This window comes from Cupriavidus sp. IK-TO18 (assembly GCF_015549295.1).
Classification (GTDB): Bacteria; Pseudomonadota; Gammaproteobacteria; order Burkholderiales; family Burkholderiaceae; genus Cupriavidus; species Cupriavidus oxalaticus_A.
This window is the reverse complement of the sequence record NZ_JADGMP010000014.1, coordinates 40,215-61,374: the sequence shown is the minus strand read 5'-3', so window position 1 is coordinate 61,374 and position 21,160 is coordinate 40,215. Positions and strand designations below refer to the sequence as shown.

General features: G+C 64.5%; 20 protein-coding genes. 14 read left to right on the top strand and 6 right to left on the bottom strand.

Annotated features, from left to right (window positions below; all coding sequences use genetic code 11):
• Positions 1-218: 218 nt before the first annotated feature.
• A complete protein-coding gene (locus IPF36_RS12100; protein WP_135703381.1) occupies positions 219-410 on the top strand; it encodes a hypothetical protein in 192 nt (63 codons plus the stop codon).
• 8 nt (positions 411-418) lie between these two features.
• Here the strand turns inward: IPF36_RS12100 and IPF36_RS12095 are convergent, their stop codons facing one another.
• Positions 419-1,309: a LysR family transcriptional regulator gene (locus IPF36_RS12095; RefSeq protein WP_133097139.1), complete on the bottom strand. Its 891-nt coding sequence runs from the start codon at positions 1,307-1,309 to the stop codon at positions 419-421.
• A gap of 150 nt (positions 1,310-1,459) precedes the next feature.
• On the opposite strand from IPF36_RS12095, the gene IPF36_RS12090 reads away from it, so the two are divergent.
• Both IPF36_RS12090 and IPF36_RS12085 read left to right on the top strand, forming a co-directional pair.
• Positions 1,460-1,927, top strand: a complete 468-nt coding sequence (locus tag IPF36_RS12090) for a nucleoside deaminase (RefSeq protein ID WP_135703380.1) — start codon at positions 1,460-1,462, stop codon at positions 1,925-1,927.
• 10 nt (positions 1,928-1,937) lie between these two features.
• Positions 1,938-3,257 carry a cyanate transporter gene (locus tag IPF36_RS12085; RefSeq protein WP_255519749.1) on the top strand — a complete coding sequence of 440 codons (1,320 nt, stop codon included), beginning with the start codon at positions 1,938-1,940 and terminating at the stop codon, positions 3,255-3,257.
• Here IPF36_RS12085 and cynS read toward each other — a convergent pair.
• Together cynS and IPF36_RS12075 are read right to left on the bottom strand one after the other, a co-directional pair.
• Entirely contained in the window at positions 3,251-3,694 is a 444-nt protein-coding gene (gene cynS, locus IPF36_RS12080) for a cyanase (protein ID WP_133097142.1), read from the bottom strand. The two genes, IPF36_RS12085 and cynS, sit on opposite strands and share 7 nt — an antisense overlap.
• 65 nt (positions 3,695-3,759) lie before the next feature.
• Entirely contained in the window at positions 3,760-3,897 is a 138-nt protein-coding gene (locus tag IPF36_RS12075) for a hypothetical protein (RefSeq protein WP_165971554.1), read from the bottom strand.
• A gap of 577 nt (positions 3,898-4,474) precedes the next feature.
• Here IPF36_RS12075 and IPF36_RS34610 point away from each other — a divergent pair.
• From IPF36_RS34610 to IPF36_RS12060, 4 genes are all read left to right on the top strand, one after another.
• Complete coding sequence (locus IPF36_RS34610; protein ID WP_255519748.1) at positions 4,475-4,600, top strand: hypothetical protein; 126 nt, start codon at positions 4,475-4,477, stop codon at positions 4,598-4,600.
• 81 nt (positions 4,601-4,681) lie between these two features.
• Entirely contained in the window at positions 4,682-4,996 is a 315-nt protein-coding gene (locus IPF36_RS12070; RefSeq protein WP_133097143.1) for a YXWGXW repeat-containing protein, read from the top strand.
• A gap of 702 nt (positions 4,997-5,698) precedes the next feature.
• Positions 5,699-6,652 (top strand): LuxR C-terminal-related transcriptional regulator, encoded by a 954-nt coding sequence (locus IPF36_RS12065; RefSeq protein WP_135703378.1) that lies wholly within the window; start codon positions 5,699-5,701, stop codon positions 6,650-6,652.
• A gap of 75 nt (positions 6,653-6,727) precedes the next feature.
• Complete coding sequence (locus IPF36_RS12060) at positions 6,728-7,660, top strand: glycosyltransferase family 2 protein (RefSeq protein ID WP_135703377.1); 933 nt, start codon at positions 6,728-6,730, stop codon at positions 7,658-7,660.
• A gap of 58 nt (positions 7,661-7,718) precedes the next feature.
• Here the strand turns inward: IPF36_RS12060 and IPF36_RS12055 are convergent, their stop codons facing one another.
• Together IPF36_RS12055 and IPF36_RS12050 are read right to left on the bottom strand one after the other, a co-directional pair.
• On the bottom strand, positions 7,719-8,753 hold the full coding sequence (locus IPF36_RS12055) for a GNAT family N-acetyltransferase (RefSeq protein WP_135703376.1): 1,035 nt from the start codon (positions 8,751-8,753) through the stop codon (positions 7,719-7,721).
• Positions 8,754-8,880: 127 nt separating this feature from the next.
• Positions 8,881-10,134 carry a DegT/DnrJ/EryC1/StrS aminotransferase family protein gene (locus IPF36_RS12050; RefSeq protein WP_135703375.1) on the bottom strand — a complete coding sequence of 418 codons (1,254 nt, stop codon included), beginning with the start codon at positions 10,132-10,134 and terminating at the stop codon, positions 8,881-8,883.
• A 463-nt stretch (positions 10,135-10,597) separates the two neighbouring features.
• Here IPF36_RS12050 and IPF36_RS12045 point away from each other — a divergent pair, with 463 nt between their 5' ends.
• Entirely contained in the window at positions 10,598-12,613 is a 2,016-nt protein-coding gene (locus IPF36_RS12045; RefSeq protein WP_195428032.1) for a nucleoside-diphosphate sugar epimerase/dehydratase, read from the top strand.
• A gap of 350 nt (positions 12,614-12,963) precedes the next feature.
• On the opposite strand, the gene IPF36_RS12040 is transcribed toward IPF36_RS12045, so the two are convergent.
• Positions 12,964-14,298 (bottom strand): NAD(P)-binding domain-containing protein, encoded by a 1,335-nt coding sequence (locus IPF36_RS12040; RefSeq protein WP_133097149.1) that lies wholly within the window; start codon positions 14,296-14,298, stop codon positions 12,964-12,966.
• A gap of 348 nt (positions 14,299-14,646) precedes the next feature.
• On the opposite strand from IPF36_RS12040, the gene IPF36_RS12035 reads away from it, so the two are divergent.
• The 6 genes from IPF36_RS12035 to wbpD all read left to right on the top strand — a co-directional run bounded on the left by IPF36_RS12035 (position 14,647) and on the right by wbpD (position 21,141).
• Complete coding sequence (locus IPF36_RS12035) at positions 14,647-15,303, top strand: sugar transferase (protein ID WP_133097150.1); 657 nt, start codon at positions 14,647-14,649, stop codon at positions 15,301-15,303.
• 309 nt (positions 15,304-15,612) lie between these two features.
• A complete protein-coding gene (locus IPF36_RS12030; protein ID WP_135703374.1) occupies positions 15,613-16,653 on the top strand; it encodes an ATP-grasp domain-containing protein in 1,041 nt (346 codons plus the stop codon).
• A gap of 17 nt (positions 16,654-16,670) precedes the next feature.
• Complete coding sequence (locus IPF36_RS12025; protein WP_195428031.1) at positions 16,671-17,792, top strand: GNAT family N-acetyltransferase; 1,122 nt, start codon at positions 16,671-16,673, stop codon at positions 17,790-17,792.
• A gap of 474 nt (positions 17,793-18,266) precedes the next feature.
• Positions 18,267-19,583 (top strand): UDP-N-acetyl-D-glucosamine 6-dehydrogenase, encoded by a 1,317-nt coding sequence (gene wbpA / locus IPF36_RS12020; RefSeq protein WP_133097186.1) that lies wholly within the window; start codon positions 18,267-18,269, stop codon positions 19,581-19,583.
• Positions 19,584-19,601: 18 nt separating this feature from the next.
• Entirely contained in the window at positions 19,602-20,552 is a 951-nt protein-coding gene (locus IPF36_RS12015) for a Gfo/Idh/MocA family protein (protein WP_195428030.1), read from the top strand.
• A 7-nt stretch (positions 20,553-20,559) separates the two neighbouring features.
• On the top strand, positions 20,560-21,141 hold the full coding sequence (gene wbpD / locus IPF36_RS12010; protein ID WP_133097154.1) for a UDP-2-acetamido-3-amino-2,3-dideoxy-D-glucuronate N-acetyltransferase: 582 nt from the start codon (positions 20,560-20,562) through the stop codon (positions 21,139-21,141).
• Positions 21,142-21,160 lie beyond the last annotated feature (19 nt).

Sequence of the window (21,160 nt, the reverse complement as noted above, 5' to 3'; positions counted from 1 at the left end):
CGATGGTGCCCCACGGCCAATATAGACCTTGCCGCGGAAGGCGTCGGCGCAACCGGCGAGTTGCATTCATCCGCCGCCAACGTCTCACAAGGCACCGCGATTGGACGCGATTGCGCAACAGTGTGTTCAACGCAGGGGGGCTGATCGCGAGGCCCGGGCGCATTAGGATGGATGCGTTGCCAATCGCCGGCCCGTCCGGCCTTCGACGTACCGCAAAAATGACTTCGCAAGCCCACGCCCAGCATCCCGCCCAGCATCCCGCCCATCAATCCGACACCACTGAAGCCGCCAGCCTGAACGCGCCCGACATCCCCTTCGGCTCGCTCGAAGCCGCCGCGCTGGCCGAACTGCCGTACACCTTCCGGCCGTCCGGCACCTGCACCCGCTACTACAACGAATACTTCGGCTGACGCTTGCGCTAGCCGGCGTCCGGCGCCGCCGCGCCGGAACTCATGACACGCTCGCACAGGGCGGCCAGGCGCGCGGCCATGTCGCGCGCCGGGGCCGGCAGGTCCGGCTGCGCGTGCAGGCTCAGCTCGACGTCCGGCACCGCCGCCGGCCAGCCGCCCCCATCCAGCACCTCGTGATGCGCCGTGGCCAGCCGCCGCGGCAGCAGCGTGATGCCGAGCCCGTCCGCCACGGCGGCCAGTATGCTGGCCAGGCTCGCGCTGACAAAGGCGATGCGCCAGCGCCGCCCGCCGGCGTCGAGCGCGTGCGTCATCTCGCCGCGGTACAGCCCGCCGGCGGGAAAGGCCACCAGCGGCACCGGATCGCGCGCCACCGCCGGGCGGCTGCGGCTGTCGATCCAGCACAGCGGCTCGGGCCAGCTCGCCATGCCCGGCGCCTGCGCCACGCGCTGCTTGACCAGCACCAGGTCTAGCTCGCGGTCCTGGAAGCGCTGCCACAGCTCGTGGCTCATGCCGCTGGTCACTTCCAGGCGCACCCCGGGCCAGTCGTCGGCAAACCCGGCCAGCACCGGCGTCAGCGGCCGCGCGGCAAAATCCTCGGGCACGCCGATGCGGATCTCGCCCTGGCCGGCGCTCTGGCGCAACTGCCCGACCGCCTCGGCCATCAGCTGCTGCAGGCGGCGCGCGTAGCCCAGCAGCCGCTCCCCCTCCGGCGTCGTCACCACGTAGCGCCCGCCGCGGTCCAGCAGCACGCAGCCGAGCTGGTCTTCAAGCCGCCGCACCTGCTGGCTGACGGTCGACTGGGTCAGGTGCACGCGCTGCGCTGCGCGGGTAAAGCTGCCGCTTTCCGCCACGGCGACAAAACTCTGCAACAGCACGGGATCGAGTCGGGGGTCCTGCATGGCCGGCTTTCCATTGGGTTTTCCACTGCCGGCGATTTCATCATTTAATTTCCCAATCACCAAGCCCCCGCGTACAGTGTGCAGCCTGCCACCTGCCATGCCGCAAGACTTGCGAGCGTGGACTCACTTTTCGGGATCCCTGCGCAAACCATGACCACTCACCAGGAATTCATGCGAGAGGCCGTGCGCCTTGCCGCGGCCAATCGCAAACGCGGCGGTCGTCCGTTCGGTGCCGTGCTGGCCATCGACGGCCAGGCCGTTGCCACCGGCGTGAATGACATCGTGCACAGCCACGACCCGACCACCCACGCCGAAATGGAAGCGGTGCGGGCCGCGGCGCGCAAGCTGGGCCGTCCGGACCTGCGCGGCAGCGTGGTCTACGCCAGCGGCCATCCCTGCCCGATGTGCCTGGCGGCGATGACCATGGCCGGGGTGCAGGCGGTCTACTACGCCTTCGACAACAACGATGCCGCGCCCTTCGGCTTGTCCAGCGAGGCCGCCTACCAGGCGCTGCGCCTGCCGCTGGATCCGCCCCCGCTGCCGCTGACGCGCTTGCCGGTAGACCTGTCCGCCGCCCAGCTCTACGGCCCGCGCGCGCCGCACGCTCCGCGCGGCTGACATGGCGGACATGGCACAGGCGCCCGACCTAGCCGGCGCCGCGGCGTGCGCGCGCGGCGGCAGGGCCCCGGCGCGCTGGCTGGTGCTGGCCGCCGTGGCAGGCATCGGCCTGAACCTGCGGCCGTTCCTGACCGCGGTGGGGCCGCTCGCGCCGTCGATCCGCGCCGGCACCGGGCTCACGTACCAGGGCATGGCCTGGCTGACCTTGCTGCCGATGCTGCTGATGGGCGTGGGCGCGTTCTTCGGCCCCGCGCTGCGCGCCCGCCTGGGCGCGCGCAACGCGGTGCTGGGCGCGCTGGCGCTGCTGGGCGCGGGCTGCGCGCTGCGCCTCGGCGTGACCGACGCCGGCTGGCTGATCGCCTCGGCGGCGCTGTGCGGGCTGGGCGTGGCCGTGGTGCAGGCAGCCTGCCCGGGACTGGTCAAGCAGGAATTCCCCGGCCGCGTGGCCCCGGTGATGGGACTGTACTCGGCCGCGCTGATGGGCGGCGGCGCGCTGGGCGCGCAACTTTCTCCCTACGTGACGGCGCTGTCCGGCAGCTGGCGCGAGGCGCTGGCGCTGTGGGCGCTGCCGGCGCTGGCCGCTCTCGCGCTGGCCTGGGTGGCGCTGCCGCGCGCGCATCGCAACGACCGGCTGCCGGACCACGCGGCGGCGCGCAGCCAGTCCGCGGGCCAGTCCGCAGCCATTACGCGAACCCTGCTGCGCCGGCCGCGCACGTGGTTGCTGATGGGATGCTTTGGCGTGATGAATGGCGGCTATGCCTCGCTGGTGGCCTGGCTGGCGCCGTTCTACCAGGGCCACGGCTGGAGCGCACCCGCCAGCGGCACGCTGGTGGCGCTGATGGCGGTGGCGCAGGCCGGCGCGGCGCTGCTACTGCCGGCGCTGGCGGCACGGCGCGTCGACCGGCGCGCGTGGATGTTGCTGGCGCTGGCGATGCAGGTGACCGGCTTTGCCGGGCTCGCGCTCTGGCCCGACGCAGCGCCGTACGCATGGGCCGTGATCGGCGGCGCCGGGCTGGGCGGCTGCTTTGCGCTGTACCTGGTGGTGGCGCTGGACCACCTGCCCGACCCGGACAGCGCCGGCGCGCTGAGCGCGCTGATGCAGGGCGGCGGCTTCCTGCTGGCGGCACTGGCGCCGTGGCTGACCGCGATGCTGCAAGCCCATACCGGCGGCTTTGCCGCGGGCTGGTGGTACCACCTCGGCTGCGCCGCGCTGGTGGGCGTGCTGACGCTGCGCCTGAACCCGGCCAGCTTTGGCGCGGCCTACGCCGCGCCGGCGCCGGCGGCCAGGCCGTCGACGACAATCGACGACAAGCCCGTAAGCCCTCAATAGGTCTTGTAGGGCAGGAACTTGCCCGACATCTCGATGCGCACCCGATCCCCGTTGGGGTCGGGTTCGCGCTGCAGGTCCATGCGGAAATCGATCGCGCTCATGATGCCGTCGCCGAACTCCTCGTGGATCAGTGCCTTGAAGGTGGTGCCGTACACGCTGACCAGCTCGTAGAAGCGATAGATCAACGGATCGGTCGGCACCGCCGTTGGCAGCGAGCCCTTGTACGGCACCTCGCGCAGCCAGGCCTCGGCCTCGGGCGGCAGCCCGAAGATCTCCGCCACCGCGCGCGCTCCGGCCTCGTCGAACGTCATCTGGCCGAGGCACGCGGCCGTCGTCCATTCCTTGCTGCGGCCGACACGCTCGGCAACCTGCGCCCAGGTAATGCCGCGCCTGACCTTGGCTTCGATGATGAGATCGGTGACGTCGCTGCGGTTCATGCTGCCTCCATGGCTATGGCGTGGATGGAAGCCATGCGGAGCGCCACCGCCCATTGGCGGCAGGTTCAGCGAGTCAGCGCGGTTTCGACCGTGGCCGTGGCATCCGGCGTCTCCAGCTCCTGCGGCAGCGCAAACAGCGCAGCGGCGGGTGGCGACAGCCCCTGCAAAAACTGCAAGGCAAGCACGATGAGCATGATTGGCATGGCGCCTCCTTCAAGCACACGTGGCAGATTCCACTTCCTGGCCCGACCGGGTTCCGTCTGGCACTCCGTCTGGCACTCCGCCACGCGCAAGCTTCATGCCATTGGCGCAATGCCCCGGAGCGGCCGTACTCGCATCCCGCGCGCACCGTGACGAGCCAGCCCGGCACGCAGCGCGAGCCATGTTGAAGCATGCTGCACCGTCCCGGTCCCGGCAAGGACTGCAGGCAAGGCTTCGGCATCGGCGCCGGCCGTACCCATTTCTGCGTCAGAAGTGGCAGTGCGCCGGCCGCCCGGCCGACACGCTGGCGGCCTCCCGACGCACGCGCTTGCTTGCTAGGTTTATTTCCGATGTAACGTCACATTACGCCACCCGAGGGCTGGCCGCACCCATCCGCGGTGCCGCTCCGGCGTGCGGCGCCTTGCCGTACAAGGCTGCGCAGGCATCGCCAGGCAGCGCGCGCCCGATCGCGCCCGATTAAGCCCCATGTGAGACAGCCTTACAAGTGCAAGCACGCAGCGAGGGGGCCGGTCGCTACATTGAAGCCGTGTCCAACGCGATCCCGCCAGGAGCCCAGAAATGAAACGAGCCCTTTCCCTGGTCGTGCTGCTGTCGACCACGGCCGCACTGCTTTCCGCCTGCATCGTCGTGCCGCCGCGGGGCGGCCCGCCGCCCCGCTACCACCATCACTACGACCGGTATTGATCCCCTGGATTGATCCCCGGATTGAGATTGATGATCGCTTGCCTGATTGCCTGACCACCACCGCCCACAAGGAGCCATTCCATGAAACGCCAGCTCATGCTTGCAGCAGCCGTCCTCGCCACGGGCGGTGCCTTCGGACTCATCGCGCCCGCCGAAGCCCATCCCACGGCCGTCGCCCACGGCTATGGCCATCCGCCGCCGCCGCGCTATGAGCCGCATCCCGCCGCGCGCCGCGGCCAGGTCTGGGTGCCCGGCCACTGGGTCGGCGCTCGCGGCAGCTACGACTGGCGCCCCGGCTACTGGCAGGCGCAACGCCCGGGCCACCGCTTCGTGCCCGACCGCTGGGTGCGCGGACCGAACGGCTGGGTGATGCGCCCCGGCTACTGGACCCGCTGACTGACAAGGCCCGAAACCGGCTTGCCACCTTGTCTGATGCAGTTGGTGGCAAGCCGGGTGCAGACCGGTGCAGCAGCCTTCCCAGGTCTCATGCCGAGGGTGTAGCCACTCCTCATCCAGAAGCACTAGGCCATGCGCCCGAGCGCGTCATTAATCGTGCAGATATATTACGAAGCCCCGTATCAAGCTGCCGTTTCATTATTGCGCCACCTGCATGGGCGATATATTCCGTACACCCCACGATGGGGTTACCAATCCCTCTCACGAGGGCTTTGGATAATGCGATCTGTTTCAACGCTGCAACCAATTTAATTTCGGTTGTCACATCGGTGAAACTGCCCGGACCCGGCACCAGCGCGGCGTTTGCGGAACCTGGCATGGCGCATTTGGGTGAATTCTTAAAGGATTATGACGCGTCTGTCATTCCCACCCTGCCTCGTCCCAAATCCGCTCGCTTGCAATCCACTCAACCAGCCCATAAGATGAATTTAAGCCGATTTAGGAGCGAGAATCTTTCGGGTTCGGGTTCGGGTCAACCATCCAGCCATCGACAAGTTCCATCCAGAAGAACGGAACTGCCGGGGCATGGAAGCATGGGGGTCACACACGCGGTCAGGCACCAATGGTGGCTGACGTCCTGCACTGCCCTCCATACGCAAAGCGCCCCGCAGTCCGCTCCCGAGCAAACGGGGAGTGAAGTCGATGAACGCGTTGCTGATCGAGGAGCATCCGCTGCTCCGGCTCGGGCTGTTGCAGATGCTCGAGAACATCCAGGAATCCGCCCAGGTGGCAGCCATCGCGCCCGCGGACATCGCCAGGCTGGATAGCCGGCACCACCATGCAGACCTGCTCGTGTTTGGCATGCCCGCCGAATCCGGTCCGGGCTGGGCACAACTCGAACAGGCGCAGGCCGTGCTGCAGCCGCAGCGCGTGCTGATCCTGGCCGACGTACTGCCCTTGCACGTGCCCAATCCGGAAAGCGCCCGCGGCGTGTGCGGCTGCCTGCCGAAGACCGCTTCGCTGGCGGTAATCGAGGCGGCCATCCGCCTGGCCATCTCCGGCGTGCAGGGCCTGCTGTTCTCGGCTGAAACCGGGACCACGCCTTCCGCCTCGCGCTCGGCCATGCCGGCGGTGCAATCGCTCGCCTCGGCCGCGCCGCTGCCCTTGCCGGCGAACCTGCCCACCGAATCGCTTTCGCTCGCCTCATGCGCCAGCGCGCAGCGCAGCACGCCGCGCACTACCGTGGCGGTGCGCGACCTGACCGACCTGAGGCCCGGCCAGCCGTTGCCCGCGCCAGACGCCGCCGGCGCCATGCCGATCGGCGAGGAAGAACCGAGTTACGGCGAAGCGGAAATGCTCAAGATCACGCCGCGCCAGTACGAAGTGCTGGTGCTGCTGGCACGCGGCTATCCGATCAAGACGGTCAGCCGCATGCTGAATATCTCGGTGGCCACGGTGAAAAGCCACGCCTGCACGCTGTACCAGCGGCTCAAGGTGCGCAACAAGGGCGAGGCGGTCTACGCCGCCCTGCAGCGCGGCGCGACGCTGGAGTGGGTCAGCGGCGACGAACGTTTTTCGCGCGACAGCAGCGCGCGCCCGCTAGCCGCATCCCGTGGTGGCGACGCCGCATTCCAGGCCACCAGCACGGCGCTGTAACACCAGACTCTGCGCCGTACCCGCGCAAGACGGGCCGGCGCAGTGCCTGGATCTGTGGATCACAGGGGGTCAAACATGCCGGCACGCACTTTCATGCCGACCTTTTCGGTGTGTGTCGCCACGTGCGACCAACCTGAAGGCCTGCGGCACACGCTGCAATCGGTAGCCGATTCCACCATGCCGCCGCATCAGCTGATCGTCACGGACGACAGTCACGGCTACGACACGCGCGAAATGATGCGCCGCGACTATCCGGACATCACCTATCTGGAAGGTCCGCGCCGCACCAGGGCCGCAAACCGCAACCGTATATTGCCCGTTGCCACCGGTTCGCACGTGCTGTTCCTGGACGACCGCACGCGGCTGGGGCCAACCTTCCTGCAGCAGATGGCCGACTGCCTGGCTGACGACTACATGCACCGCACGGCATCGGGCTGCGCCACACCGCTGATCGTGACGGGCACGGACATGTGCCAGGGACAGCGCGGCAAGCCGCGCAAGGCAGCCTTTCTGGGCTACCCGTCTCTGGACTACAGCCATGGCGAGCGGCTGTGCTCAGTGGTGCTCCACAGCACCGTGTTCCCGCGCGAGTTGTTCGACCATATCCGCTTCTGCGAGCAGCTCGCGGCAGGCTACGAGGACTGCGAGTTCGCCAGCCGCGCGGTGTACGAGTTCGGCCACCGCATCGCGCTGGTACCAAGCGCGGTCAATCAGTACATGGTCTCCGTCGGCCATGACGAGGACACCGAGCCGGCCAGCGCGGCGTCGCGCCTGTACGTGACCTACCGCCGCCACGGGCGCAGCCAGCACCGTCCGGTCAGGGCGGCGCTGTTCCTGGCGGTGGCGCTGCCACATATGCTGGCGCGCAATGTGCGCCAGGCAGGCTGGCATGGCGCGGTGCCGGCGTGGGACACGACACGGAAATTGTGGGCGCTGCTGCGCGCCGACCGGCTGCCGCAGGCGCGCGGCGCAGCAGCCGGGACGAGCCTGCCGGGATCCATGGCCTGAGTGGCGCCGCGCAGGGTGCGCCAGCGTACCCGTTTCTGCGTCCCACTCCGGGATCAAACTAGCGCCGGTACGCCGGAAAGTATCCGCGCAGGTCCGCCAACTCCTGCTCGCCAGCCTTGCCACCGCCGCACAACGCGGCGTAGCGCTTGGGATCGACAATCAGGCGCTGGGTGCGGAACATCCGGGTGTCAGGCGAGAAGCCTCGCTTGAAGCGAAGCAACGAATCCTGCTCCCCGTTGCTCCCACGCCCCCCGCCCAGGTTCAGCACGCGATATCCGTGCTCGCGGCCCCATTGCCGCTGCGCGTGAATGAGCAGTTTCAGCGGCTGGCGATTCAGGGCGCGATCGTCGGCGCCATACAAGTGCCCCTGCAAGATGCCCGACGACGGCGCCACGGTAAGCAGCGCTGCGGCGATGGGCATGCCAGCCTCCTCGGCGACGAACAGCTTCAGCAGGTCACCGAGTTCATGGCGCAGTGTGTGGTAGTAGCGCTCATCAAAGTAATAGAATGCCGGTGCCCCCAGCCGCCGCATCGACGCGTTGTACATTGCGAGGAAGCTGCCCAGCGCGCCAAAGGACTCGTCGATGCGCACAGTGATACCGGCGCGCATGGCCCGGTTGATATCGCTGCGGTGACCATGCGCGGTGTCACGCCAGTGCGCGGCCTCGCTCTTGGTCAGGTCAATCGTGACCGTAGGGCCTTGATCCACCACCTCACCGACTGCGCTGTTCCAGCTTGAATTGAGGAGCGGATGCAAACGGATGAACCAGGACACGCAGCCATCGGCGCGCAACATGGCGATAGCCTTGCGCAGTGCGGCATCGGCAAAGTCCTGCCCGGCGCCCTCGCTCAGGAGCGGCCCGCCGTAGCCGTAGGGCGAGACGGCATCCCACTCCCCACAGCCAATGGCGCGCCTTACCAGCGGCAGCAGCAACTCGGCCTCACCGTCGCGGGCATATAGCGCCCCTGCGCTGCCACGGTCGCCGAACTCCGCCGCACGCGCCCAGCCGGGCATGTGGTAGCAGTCGTGACAGCGGCGCCGCAGCACCTCACCCCAGGCGGTGTCTGATGGAGCGAGCAGCTGGATCTTCATGACGTCACAGGTTGCGGTTCAGGCTGCCTGCCGGTCTGCACAGTTTGTCCTCCCACGCGAAAAAAACCTGGCGCACCAGCACGAAGGGACCCCACGGTGTCCAGCCGGATCAGCGTTGGCCGGTGCATCATCGCTGCATGGCGCCGGCGCAATCCCGAGCCGCATCGTGCATCGCCACGCCTTCCACGTCCTGCCTTGCTCCCGTCGGCAGGGTTGCACGAAGGACTACCTCGCGCACCACCCGCGCAGCCAGGGCAATCTCGGCCTCGGTCAGGGTGGGATGTACCAGCAGCATCAGGCTGCATTCACCCAGCAATCTGGCATTGGGCAACCGACACGGCGGACGCCAGCCAGTGTCATCGAACGCCTTCTCGAGATAAGCCTCCGAGCAGCCGCCCACATAGCAGGGTACCCCGGCTGCCTGGATCTCGGCCACGATGCGGTCACGGCTCCAGCCTTCCCTGAGCAACTCCGGGTGGACGAATGCATAAAACTTGTACCACGCAGGCCGGGCATCAGGTGGGCAGGCGGGCAGCCAGACTGCAGCGCATTGCCGAAGCGCGCCGGCAATGACCTCTGCATTGGCAGCGCGCTGCGCCGTCCATTGCTTCATGCGCGCAAGCTGTATGCGCCCGATCACCGCCTGCATTTCCAGCATGCGCCAGTTGGTACCGAAGGACTCATGCAACCACCTGAATCCCGGGGGATGCTGGCGCCCATAGACCGCATCCCAGTTCTTGCCATGGTCCTTGTACGACCACATGCGCAGCCAGAGGTCTCTTGCGCTGGTCGTCACCATCCCGCCCTCGCCGCCGGTGGTCATGATCTTGTCCTGGCAAAAGGACCAGGCGCCCACATCCCCAATTGCGCCAACCGAGCGCCCTTTGTAGCGCGCGCCATGTGCCTGCGCGCAATCCTCGATCACCTTGATGCCATGCTCGCGCGCCAACGCCATGATCGGGTCCATGTCGCAGGGTATGCCGGCCAGGTGCACGCAGATGATGGCTCGTGTCCTTGGCGTCAGCACCTTGCCGATCGTCGCTGCCGAAAGATTGCCACTCGCAAGCTCGACATCGGCAAAGACTGGCGTTGCACCCGCATTCACCACGCATGAAATACTGGCGATAAACGTGCGTGGCGTGACCACGACCTCGTCGCCTGGGCCAATGCCTAGCGCCTTCAGCGCGACATCGAGCGCAAGCGTCCCGTTTCCCAGCGCAATTGCATGCGGCGTCCCCACCCAACTGGCAAATTCCTCCTCGAACTCCCGGCATTCGGAGCCTGTCCAGTAGTTCACACGATTAGACAACAGCACCTTCTGGACGGCAGCCGCCTCGTCGGCGGTGAAACTTGGCCAGGGAGAAAAGCTGGTATCCAGCATGGTCGTCCACCTCAGCAATGGAAGTCGGAGCGGGTACTGCCGCGCAGGCCAGGTGTCAACTAAGCACCCGCTGGAATGCCATCATCTAACCAGACTTGCATTGGCACGTGAAGGCCACCATGTGGACTAGGACACTCAGATGAGGCGCCATGGTGAGGGCGCGCGCCGGCGCCCATTGCGTACGCAAGCCCACGTTGCGGTGTTGCAAGAGAAGCGCCAGCAACAATAATTGCTTCAGTCTGGAGTGGTGCCGAAGCACCCAGTCATGCTGACGGGCTGACGGGCTGACGGACGGGCCAACGGACGGGCCGACGGGCAAATCGGAAGCCATTGACAGAAGAAGCCTCAAGACAATGCAAAACCGTGTGCAGCCATTCTTGTTCGTTCCGCCAGTAGGGCATCCTTGTCGCAGCCTGGTCGCCACCAGGTCCCTGCACCCTGCGGTGCATGGAGGTTCCGGCAAATGACCAGGCTATTTTCGCGCTGGCTGATTGCGCTGCCCCGACGCCGCAAGGTCGCGCTCATGATATCGGCTGACCTGCTTGCGCTGCCGCTGTGCTTTGCTTTCGCTTTGTTCCTGCGCGTCGGCAATTTCGAGTTGCTGGCCCAGTACGGCATCACACCGCCGCTGATCATTGCGGCCTGCACGATTCCCGTGTTCTCGCTCAGCGGCCTGTATCGGACCGTCGTGAGGTATTTCGACCTGAAAGTCCTTTGGACGACTGGCACCAGCCTGGCCTGCATCATCGGGATCACCTATGCGCTGTCGTTCCTGGTGCACCTCGACCGGCTGCCTCGCACCGGCCTGCTGATCTACTGGTTCATCGCTTTCTCCTATGTCGTAATCTCCCGCTTTGTCGCGCGTGCATTGCTGATGCGCTCGCTCCAGTCCCGGCAGGTTCAGGCCGAGCCAGCGCCTCTGCGCATGGCAATATTTGGAGCCGGCGAGGCGGGCTTCCAGCTCGCCATCGCCATGCGATCCAGCCTGCGTCACAAGGCGGTCTGCTTCTTTGATGACGACTTCGCGCTCGAGGGCAAGATCTTTGCCGACCTCCCCGTCCATCACAGCAACCAGATGCGCGCGCAGATCCAGAAGTACGCGATCAATGAAGTCGTGCTGGCCGCGCCGACCCTGCCCATAGAACGCCGCCGCCAGCTTGTGGAGAAGTTGCACCACTATGCGGTCAGCGTGCGCACAGTGCCCACCCTGCTCGAACTGGTCGACCGGCAGATCACCGTGCAGTCCATCCGTGACATCAGCGTGGAAGACTTGCTGGGCCGCGACATCGTCCCCCCACGTGAAGACCTGTTCGCCAAGTGCACGCTACGCAAGACGGTAATGGTCACCGGCGCGGGTGGTTCCATCGGCAGGGAGCTATGCCGTCAGATCGCCACGCAGGGACCGCAGCGACTGATCCTGTTCGACCACTCCGAATATGCCCTCTACGCGATCGCAGAGGAGCTGCGGCAGCGCTATCCTGAACTGCAGATCGATGCCCGGATCGGCTCCGTCTGCGATTCCACCGCAATGTCCGCGGCACTGCGCGGCCAGCAGGTCGACACCATCTATCACGCCGCGGCTTACAAGCATGTGCCGCTGGTCGAAGTGAACATGCCGGAGGGCATTCGCAACAATGTGTTGGGTTCCCAGACCGTCGCCGACCTGGCGGATCATTTCGGCGTTCAGACCTGCGTGCTGGTTTCCACCGACAAGGCGGTCCGCCCTACCAATGTCATGGGCGCAAGCAAGCGGATTGCAGAACTCGTTTTCCAGGCTGCCGCCGCCCGCCCCAATACGAGAACTACGTTCTCGATGGTGCGCTTTGGTAATGTATTGGGCTCATCCGGGTCGGTGGTGCCGCTGTTCCGCAAGCAGATCCGCGCGGGCGGGCCCATCACGATTACGCATCCGGATGTCATTCGCTTCTTCATGCTGATCCCCGAAGCGGCACAGCTGGTAATACAGGCCGGCGCGATGGCCAAAGGTGGCGAAGTGTTCGTGCTCGACATGGGCAAGCCGGTCCGCATCATCGACCTTGCCCGCACAATGATCGAGATGTCCGGGTTGGTGGAAAAGACGCGCAAGAACCCTGCCGGCGACATCGAGATCAAAGTCGTAGGGCTGCGCCCGGGCGAGAAGCTTTTTGAAGAGCTTTTGATCGGCGGCGAGGTGACGGCCAGCGGTCACGAGCGCATCATGTGCTCGAACGAACCGTTTCTCGAAGCCGCAGAGTTGCAGGCGAAGCTCCAGCGCCTGCTCGCAGCCTGCGACACCCGCGACGAGCTGGAGATCCAGATCGCCGTACAGAGCCTGGTCTCCGAGTACACCCCCTACAGCTCTCTGGATTCGCCCGCCCGCAAGGTGCTGGCACCCGCACCGCCGCCGTTGCGCGGCGTTACATCGCGCCGGAACCCGTCCCCGGAAGTCGGCGTGGACCTGCAGCCCCCAACATTGTCCAATCCGAGCGAGGCTGGCTGAAGGCGGCCGGCCAGGTGCCCGGGACGGCGACGCAGTAACCCAATTGCCGAGCCAGGTCCTGCACGGCCCCGTGTGGCTCGGCACAGCTGAGCGCGCGCCTGGTCCGAGGGCCATGCATTTCCGAGCGTTCCGAGCGTCAGGCAGGGTGGTGCTGCGCGGGTCTGGTGCGTGCAGAGCGCACGCGCCAGCCGTCAAGCCTGCCTGCGGCTATCCGTGCTTCGTGGAGAACGCACGCGGCATCGTTGGCTTGCGACGTGCCTGACATCATCCGTCATGACGCCACGACACTGTTCGCCGCACTGTCGAAGATCCAGTACGGCGCCCGATGGACAAAGCCAGGGATTCCGACGCTATTTCGCCTTGTTGTCGGAGACATGAAGCATGGTTTGCCCATGCAAACGGCTTCCACTGTGTTCCTGGTCCAGTTCCGGTTCTCGGGCCGATGGCTGGACACGATGATCCCCGTCCTCCTTGAAGCGCCCGAGAATGTGCCGTGCCAGGTGTGGCGCCGCATACTTCGCGCCATAGACGAAACGCAGTGCGGGCCCGAAGCTCAGCGCAGCCGCGGGTCCAACCACGTACAGGTCGCGTAGATTGGTTTCGAAATTGCGCGTCAGGCTTGGCGCGCCGCAAACGAGTGAGAGCGAATCCTGAAGCTCCTGGGAGAGGAAGGAATGCCTGGCCATATCAATCTTGAACCCTGTGGCCAGAACAACATGATCGGCACTGATTCGGGACACATTATTCGCGCTCGAGACCTGCAGGACTACCTGACCGTCCCTGAGTTCGGCATCCCTGATTTCGCTCTGGGTCCGGATATCAACCTTGCCCTCCACGCGATCGCGCAGCCACCACGCCCCAGACGGTGCCCAACCCGTGTCGAGCAACCTCTGGCGGCGCTGGAGATCCATCATGTGGAAGAAGGCGGGGTGCTCGGACAACAGGAAGGACATCAAAAGCACACTTGGACTATTGGAATCCCAACCACGTCCCAGGCCGACGCGCCCTCGGAGCAGCCTTGTGACACCACCGCCGGAGACACGCGGCTCCCTGCCCCAATTGATCTCGCCGCGCACAAGCAGCCGAACCCGAGCTCCGAGTTCGCCAAAAAGCGCAGCCAGCCCGATTGCCGACTGGCCCCCGCCGACAACAACGATACTCTTGCCTTTCGCCCAAGCCAGGCTTCCGAACTCGCCGGAGTGGACCACGTAAGGCTTCGGCATGGCCTGCAGTGCCGGGGGCACCTGCGCGAATCCTTTCAGGCCCAGGGCGACTACCACGCGCCGCGCCGCCATGGCGCTGCCATCGCTCAGAAGCAGCCGGTAGAGCCCCTCCTTGCGGTGCATGTCGACAACTTCCACCGGGCGCACATGACTGACCAGTCGCGACTGAAACCACAGCCCATAGTCCACGAAGAGTTCCAGCGGCACGCGCAATCCGACCTGTCGGTACGCGACGCGATTACGACGGCAATATTCTTCCAGCGTATAGCCTTTCCACGGCGCGTAGAGATTCGAGGCAAACGGTTCCGAGCGCAAGAGCATCCCCGGCGGCATGAAATTTCTCCAGGCATGCATTGGTTCCCCGAGAATCTGATTGGGCACGCCGGCCTTGCTCAGATAGGCCGAAACCGACAGACCATAGGGGCCGGCCCCGACAATAACCGTATCCGTGGATGAGAACATTATTGCTCTTCCCTTTTGAGTTTTCCTGGCGGTTGCGAAGCCGCGCCTTCCGGAGCAGCGTTGCGCGCCATGCAGCCGTCGTCGGTTGCTTCGATCACGCGCCCAGCCAGATTACGGCAGTCTGAAACCTGCCCTCCGGTGCATCGGTACGGACCCGCACACTCCTTTTCGATCACAGCGGCGCCCCGACTTTGGCATGACCAGTGGCGCGGCAGAACGTGGCCTCGGCCACATTTGCTGCTTCACACAACGAGCCGATTTTGGTGAGATAAGACTCAGAGCGGAAATTCGGAATCCGTCGGACGGCGGCAATGAACTCCTCTGCGTGACAGACTGGACGGATCGATCATGAAGCGCTTGTTTGACATTGTGTTCGCCTCCATGGCATTGCTTGTGCTGGCAATACCGCTGCTGCTCCTGGCGGGTGCCGTGCGCTGGAAGCTAGGCAGTCCGGTGCTGTTTCGACCGACGCGGGCGGGCCTGGACGGCAGGCCATTTCGGGTTGTGAAGTTCCGAACCATGACGGATGAGCGAGGCCCGGATGGCAATCTCCTGCCGGACAACGACAGGCTCACGCCGTTCGGCAGATTCCTGCGCCGCGCCAGCCTCGATGAGCTACCCCAGTTCTGGTGCGTCCTGCTGGGGGACATGAGTGTCATTGGCCCACGCCCGCTGCCAATGAAGTATTTGCCGTGTTACTCACCCGACCAGGCTCGCCGCCTTCTGGTCCGCCCCGGCATATCCGGGTGGGCACAGGTGAACGGGCGGAACACCCTGACCTGGGAAGAGAAATTTCGCCTGGACACCTGGTACGTGGACCACCACTCTTTCTGGCTGGATCTGAAGATCCTCTTGCGCACGGTAGGCACCGTTGTCGGCCGCCAGGGCATTAACGCAGCAGGGGACATCGAGGTACCGACGTTCACAGGCAGTCCCGGTGTTCAGCATGCGGCGAGCGTGCCCCGGCCCGCTGCGAACGAAGACGTTCCGATTCACATCGCATGATGACTCTTCTCGTGCTGAATGTCACATTCCCGCTCGCGGTACAAGAGGCGTGTCGCCACTTCGTGAACTTGCGCACGTATCGCGCTGCTTTCGGGCAGGCCATTCTGATTAGATGACATATGTCAGACATTGAGCGTGGGCATCGGGTGCAGCAGGCGTCCGCGCGGTCGGCAAGCCACGACTCAAGGCAGCAGAAAACAAAATGCCGGTATACAGGCACTATTCCAACGAAAACGGCCGAAGGCCTGCATGACGGGGCCTGCTGGGCTACGACAGGGTCATTGTGACTGGAATGGCATTGGGGTGAACATGAACGTTCTGCTGACGTGCATAGGTAGAAGGCGCTACCTGGCGGAGTATTTCAAGTCGGAGCTGAATGGCGCCGGCCTGGTGCTTGGAGTGGACATGAATGGCGGCGCGCCGGCTGCGAGCGCGTGCGACAGGTTTTTTTTGGCGCCCGGGCTTGATGCGGATAACTACATCGACTTCCTGCTCAACCTGTGCAGGGTGCATCGGGTCTCCGCCATCCTGTCCCTGAATGACCTGGAACTTCCGCTCCTTGCGGCGAACGCACAACGGTTTCGCGAGATCGGAACGATACCGGTGATCTCGTCGACAGAGGTGGTGAATCTGTGCGCGGACAAGTTCCTGACTGTGCAGTTTGCCGAATCTATCGGAGTATCGACGCCGCGCAGCTATGCCACGCTGGAGAGCGCCGAAGATGCAATTTCGGCGGGAACCGAGATTTTCCCACTGGTGGTCAAACCCCGCTGGGGCAGCGCAGGTTTTGGCATATTGTTCGTCGAGAACCTCGACGAGCTTCGCTTCGCCTATGCCTACTGCCAGCGGATGTGCAGGAAATCGGCTTTTGCCAGGCTGGGACAGCCAGATGCGGCGGTGATGATCCAGGAATGGATCTCGGGCCAGGAGTACGGACTCGATATCTTCAACGACCTTGAAGCGAGGCCGGTCGGATTTGCCGTGCGCAAGAAGCTGTCGATGCGCGCGGGAGAGACCGATCGCGCGATCACGGTCGAAAGCGGGCCTTTCGACGACATCGCCACGCGCATCAGCCATGAACTGGGACATATCGGCAATGTCGACTGCGATGTGATCGAGCGCGAAGGGCGCCAGTATCTCCTGGAGCTGAATCCAAGATTTGGAGGCGGCTACCCCTTTACCCATCTGGCGGGAGCCAACCTGGTAAGAGTGCTGCTGAATTGCGTGCGCGGGCAGCACGGCCAGGAAGTCCACTATCAGGCCGGCATCGAACTGTTCAAGTGCGCCTACCTGGCCAGGGTCGGCGAACTGGCGGAGCAGCATGTTGCCATGGAAGCATCAGCCGGCTAACGGCATGGAAGGAATCGATGAACAGCGCGAATGGGATTGCCAGTGCCGCGACGGACCTGGTGCGGCCGACTTCCGACCCCAGCCGTCAAGGGGATGCTGACCACCACCCCGGACTAAATGCTCCAGCGGCGAGCGGAGCCACTGCTCCCGTCAGGCAGGTCGCTGACACGGAGGTTGCGGGTAACGCGGCACAAGCCCGCTACCGCCAGCTCTGCAATACTGCGAATATTCCGCTATTTAGTCAGGCGTGGTGGCTGGACGCCACCGCCGGCCCCGGGAACTGGAGCGTAGCGCTGGTCGAGCGCGGCGGTCAGATAGTCGCAAGCCTGCCCTACGCCCCCCGGCGCATGTACGGGTTTTCAGTCATTGCCCAGCCGGCACTGGCCAAGATGTCCGGACCGTGGCTGGCCCCGATGGATGGCAAGCCGGCGAGAGTGCTGGGCCAGCAGAAGGAGTTGATGGACGATCTGATCGGGCAGCTCCCGCGGTTTGACCATTTCCAGCAGCACTGGGATCCCGGCCAGACCAATTGGCTGCCCTTTGCCTGGAAGGGGTTCCGTCAGACCACCAAGTACACCTACGTATTCGATGACCTGTCGGATCCGGAAGCGCTCTGGAATGGCATGCAGCACAACATCCGAGCCGAAATCCGCAAGGCGGGCTCCCGCCATGGTCTTCAGGTGCGCGACGACCTTGGCATCGACGAGTTCATCAAGCTGAACCGGCAGGTCTTCTCCCGGCAACGCATGGCGATACCCTACACGGACGACTTCGTGCGCCGCCTTGACGCCGCGTGTGCGGCGCGAGGCGCACGCAAGTTCTTCATTGCCGTGGATAAGGAAGGCCGTCGTCATGCCGGCGTCTATCTGGTCTGGGACGGGCGAGTCGCCTATTACCTGATGGGCGGCTCAGATCCAGTGCTCCGGACCAGTGGCGCGACCAGCTTGTGCATGTGGGAAGCAATCCGCTACGCCTCGGGCGTGGCGCGCACGTTTGACTTCGAAGGGTCGATGCTGGAGCCGGTCGAGCGCTTTTTCAGGGCATTCGGCGCCAGACAGCAGCCTTACTTCTTTATCCAGAAGACCCCCTCGCGCATCCTGCTGACATACCTGTACCTGCGTTCGCTCCTCAATCCCTGAGGGATTGCTTGTTGTGGCAGTGCCTATTGCGTCGACGCGCGTTGCGCTCAGGTCGCGCCGATCCGTAGCAGCTGCGCGTGGATTCGCGGCAGCTCCGATCCCCCATTGCTCGCATTCCGGGAATGCCACCTTGCCAGCATCCGTGCGGTTTCGCACATTGCTGGCCTGTCGCGCACCGCACGCGCGATGGCGTGGTACGGCCTCAGTCGAATGGACGATACCCGTTGGAACGATGTTTCCTTCAATTGCCAATCGCTAGTCTGAAGGCTCCCCGGCACGCCGCGACGAGTACCGGCGCTGGGACGCGCCCGATCGCAGGTGTATGTGCAGCAATGTGTGTGGGTGACAACAATGCCCACATATCCGGCGGTCGGCGAATTTCTACAATCGGAGCACGGTTCATCAGTTCAGCGCTGTCACCTCGCAAGTCAGTCCGATTCGATCGGCTTCAACCACAAACCTTCTGATTCCATCATGTCGAGCCCAATCGCCAAAGATCTCATCGAACGGATCAAGAACAGGGAGTCCATTATCGGCATCGTCGGCCTGGGCTATGTCGGGCTGCCCCTGATGCTGCGCTACTGCGCAATCGGTTTCCGTGTGTTGGGTATCGACATCGACGAGGGCAAGGTTGCCAAGCTCAACGCCGGCCAGAGCTATATCGAGCATATTCCCGCACGCAGCATCGCCCGTGCCCGCGAGACCGGGTTCGAGGCCACTACGGATTTCGAGCGTGCCGGAGAGTGCGATGCCATCATCCTGTGCGTGCCGACGCCGCTCAACAAGCATCGTGAACCCGACATGAGCTTTGTCATCAACACCGCGGACGCCATCAAGAAGTACCTGCGCGCCGGACAGGTGGTGTCGCTGGAAAGCACCACCTACCCCGGCACGACCGAGGAGGAACTGCTGCCTCGCATGCAGGAAGGCGGGCTTGAGGTGGGCGGCGACATCTTCCTGGTCTATTCGCCGGAGCGCGAAGACCCGGGCAATGGCAAATTCGAAACGCGCAGCATTCCCAAGATCGTCGGTGGCCAGACGCCGGTCTGCCGCGAGGTCGGTATGGCGCTGTACGAAGTGGCGATCGACCGCGTGGTGCCGGTCAGCTCGACCAAGGCCGCCGAGATGACCAAGCTGCTCGAGAACATCCATCGTGCGGTGAACATCGGCCTGGTCAACGAAATGAAGATCGTGGCCACGCGGATGGGCATCGATATCTTCGAAGTGGTCGACGCCGCTTCAACCAAGCCATTCGGTTTCACCCCTTACTATCCCGGGCCGGGCCTGGGCGGGCATTGCATCCCCATCGATCCCTTCTACCTTACCTGGAAGGCGCGCGAATACGGCTTGCACACCCGCTTCATCGAATTGTCCGGCGAAGTCAACAAGGCCATGCCGGAGTACGTGGTCAGCCGGCTGGTGGACGGACTGAACCAGCAGGGCAAGGCACTCAAAGGCTGCCGGGTGCTGGTGCTGGGCATTGCCTACAAGAAAAACGTCGATGACATGCGCGAGTCGCCCTCGGTCGAGATCATGGAACAGATTCGCGCACGCGGCGCGACGGTCGCATACAGCGACCCGCACGTCCCGGTGTTTCCGAAAATGCGCGAGCACTATTTCGAGCTGTCGAGCGTGCCGCTCGACGGCGAATCGCTCTGCGGCTTCGACGCCGTGGTGCTGGCCACCGATCACGACGCCTTCGACTATCTTCTCATCCGCCAGCATGCGAAGCTCCTCGTCGACAGCCGCGGAAAGTATCGCGCGTCATACGCGAATGTTGTCAAGGCCTGAGCACATGGGAGCGCTAGCGTGAAACGATTCGCACTGATCGGAGCGGCCGGCTACATTGCGCCACGCCACATGACCGCCATCAAGGATTCGGGCAATGAGCTCGTGTCGGCGTACGACATCAACGATTCAGTTGGCATCCTCGACAGCATTTCGCCACAGAGCGAATTCTTCACCGAATTCGAGCGCTTCTATGACCATGCCTGGCGCCTGCGGCGCCAGCCGGGCGCAGCGCTGGACTACATCTCCGTCTGCTCGCCGAACTACCTGCACCAGTCGCATATCTCTGCCGGCCTGCGCCTCGGATGCGACGTGATCTGCGAGAAGCCGCTGGTCCCGACACCTGCATTGCTCGATGAGCTCGCGCTCGTCGAACGCGAGACCGGCAGGCGCGTGTTCAATATCCTGCAGCTGCGCCATCACCAGGCAATCCTCGCGCTCAAGGAGAAGGTTGCGTGCGAGCGCAACGGGCACAAGCACGAGGTCGACCTGACATACATCACCTCGCGCGGAAAGTGGTATCTGGAAAGCTGGAAAGGCGACACGCGCAAATCCTTCGGCGTGGCCACGAACATTGGCGTGCACTTCTATGACATGTTGCACTTCATCTTTGGCAGCCTGCAACGCAATGTGGTGCACTATGGCACGGACAACAAGGCTGCAGGCTACCTCGAATACGAGAATGCGCGCGTACGCTGGTTTCTATCGATCGATGCCAATGACCTGCCTGCCACGGTGAAGGGCAAGAAGACGACCTATCGTTCGATCGCCGTGGACGGTGCCGAGATCGAGTTTTCGGAAGGCTTCACCGACCTGCACACCACCAGCTACCGGGAGATACTCGCGGGCCGGGGCTACGGCCTGGACGACGCGCGTCACTGCGTAGAGACGGTCAGCACAATCCGTTCCGCACGCGCCACGGCGCCCAGCGACAACGAGGGCCATCCTTTCCTGCAGCAACTTCTTGCATGAGGCTGTGATGACGGACCAGGTACACCCATCGGCCATCGTCGACGCGGGAGCCCAGATCGGCGAAGGATCGCGCGTCTGGCATTTTGTCCATGTCTGTGCCGGTGCGCGCATCGGCAGGCATTGCTCGCTCGGCCAGAACGTGTTCGTCGGTAACCGCGTCGTCATCGGCGACCACGTCAAGGTGCAGAACAACGTCTCCGTCTACGATAACGTCACGCTGGAGGACGGCGTTTTCTGCGGCCCCAGCATGGTGTTCACCAATGTCTACAACCCTCGCTCGCTGATCGAGCGCAAGAACGAGTACCGCGACACGCTGGTGAAGCGGGGCGCGACCCTGGGCGCCAATTGCACCATCGTCTGCGGCGTCGTTATCGGCGAATATGCGTTCGTCGGCGCAGGCGCCGTTGTCAACAAGGACGTACCTGCCTATGCGCTGATGGTCGGCGTTCCCGCACGGCAGGTCGGCTGGATGAGCGAATTCGGCGAGCAGCTTGACCTGCCAGTGCGCGGCGAGGGCGAGGCCGTCTGCCGGAATAGCGGGCAGCGCTACGTCCTGGACGGCGCAACACTGCGCAAGGCCGCAGACTGAGGCAGTGACCAGTCCCCTC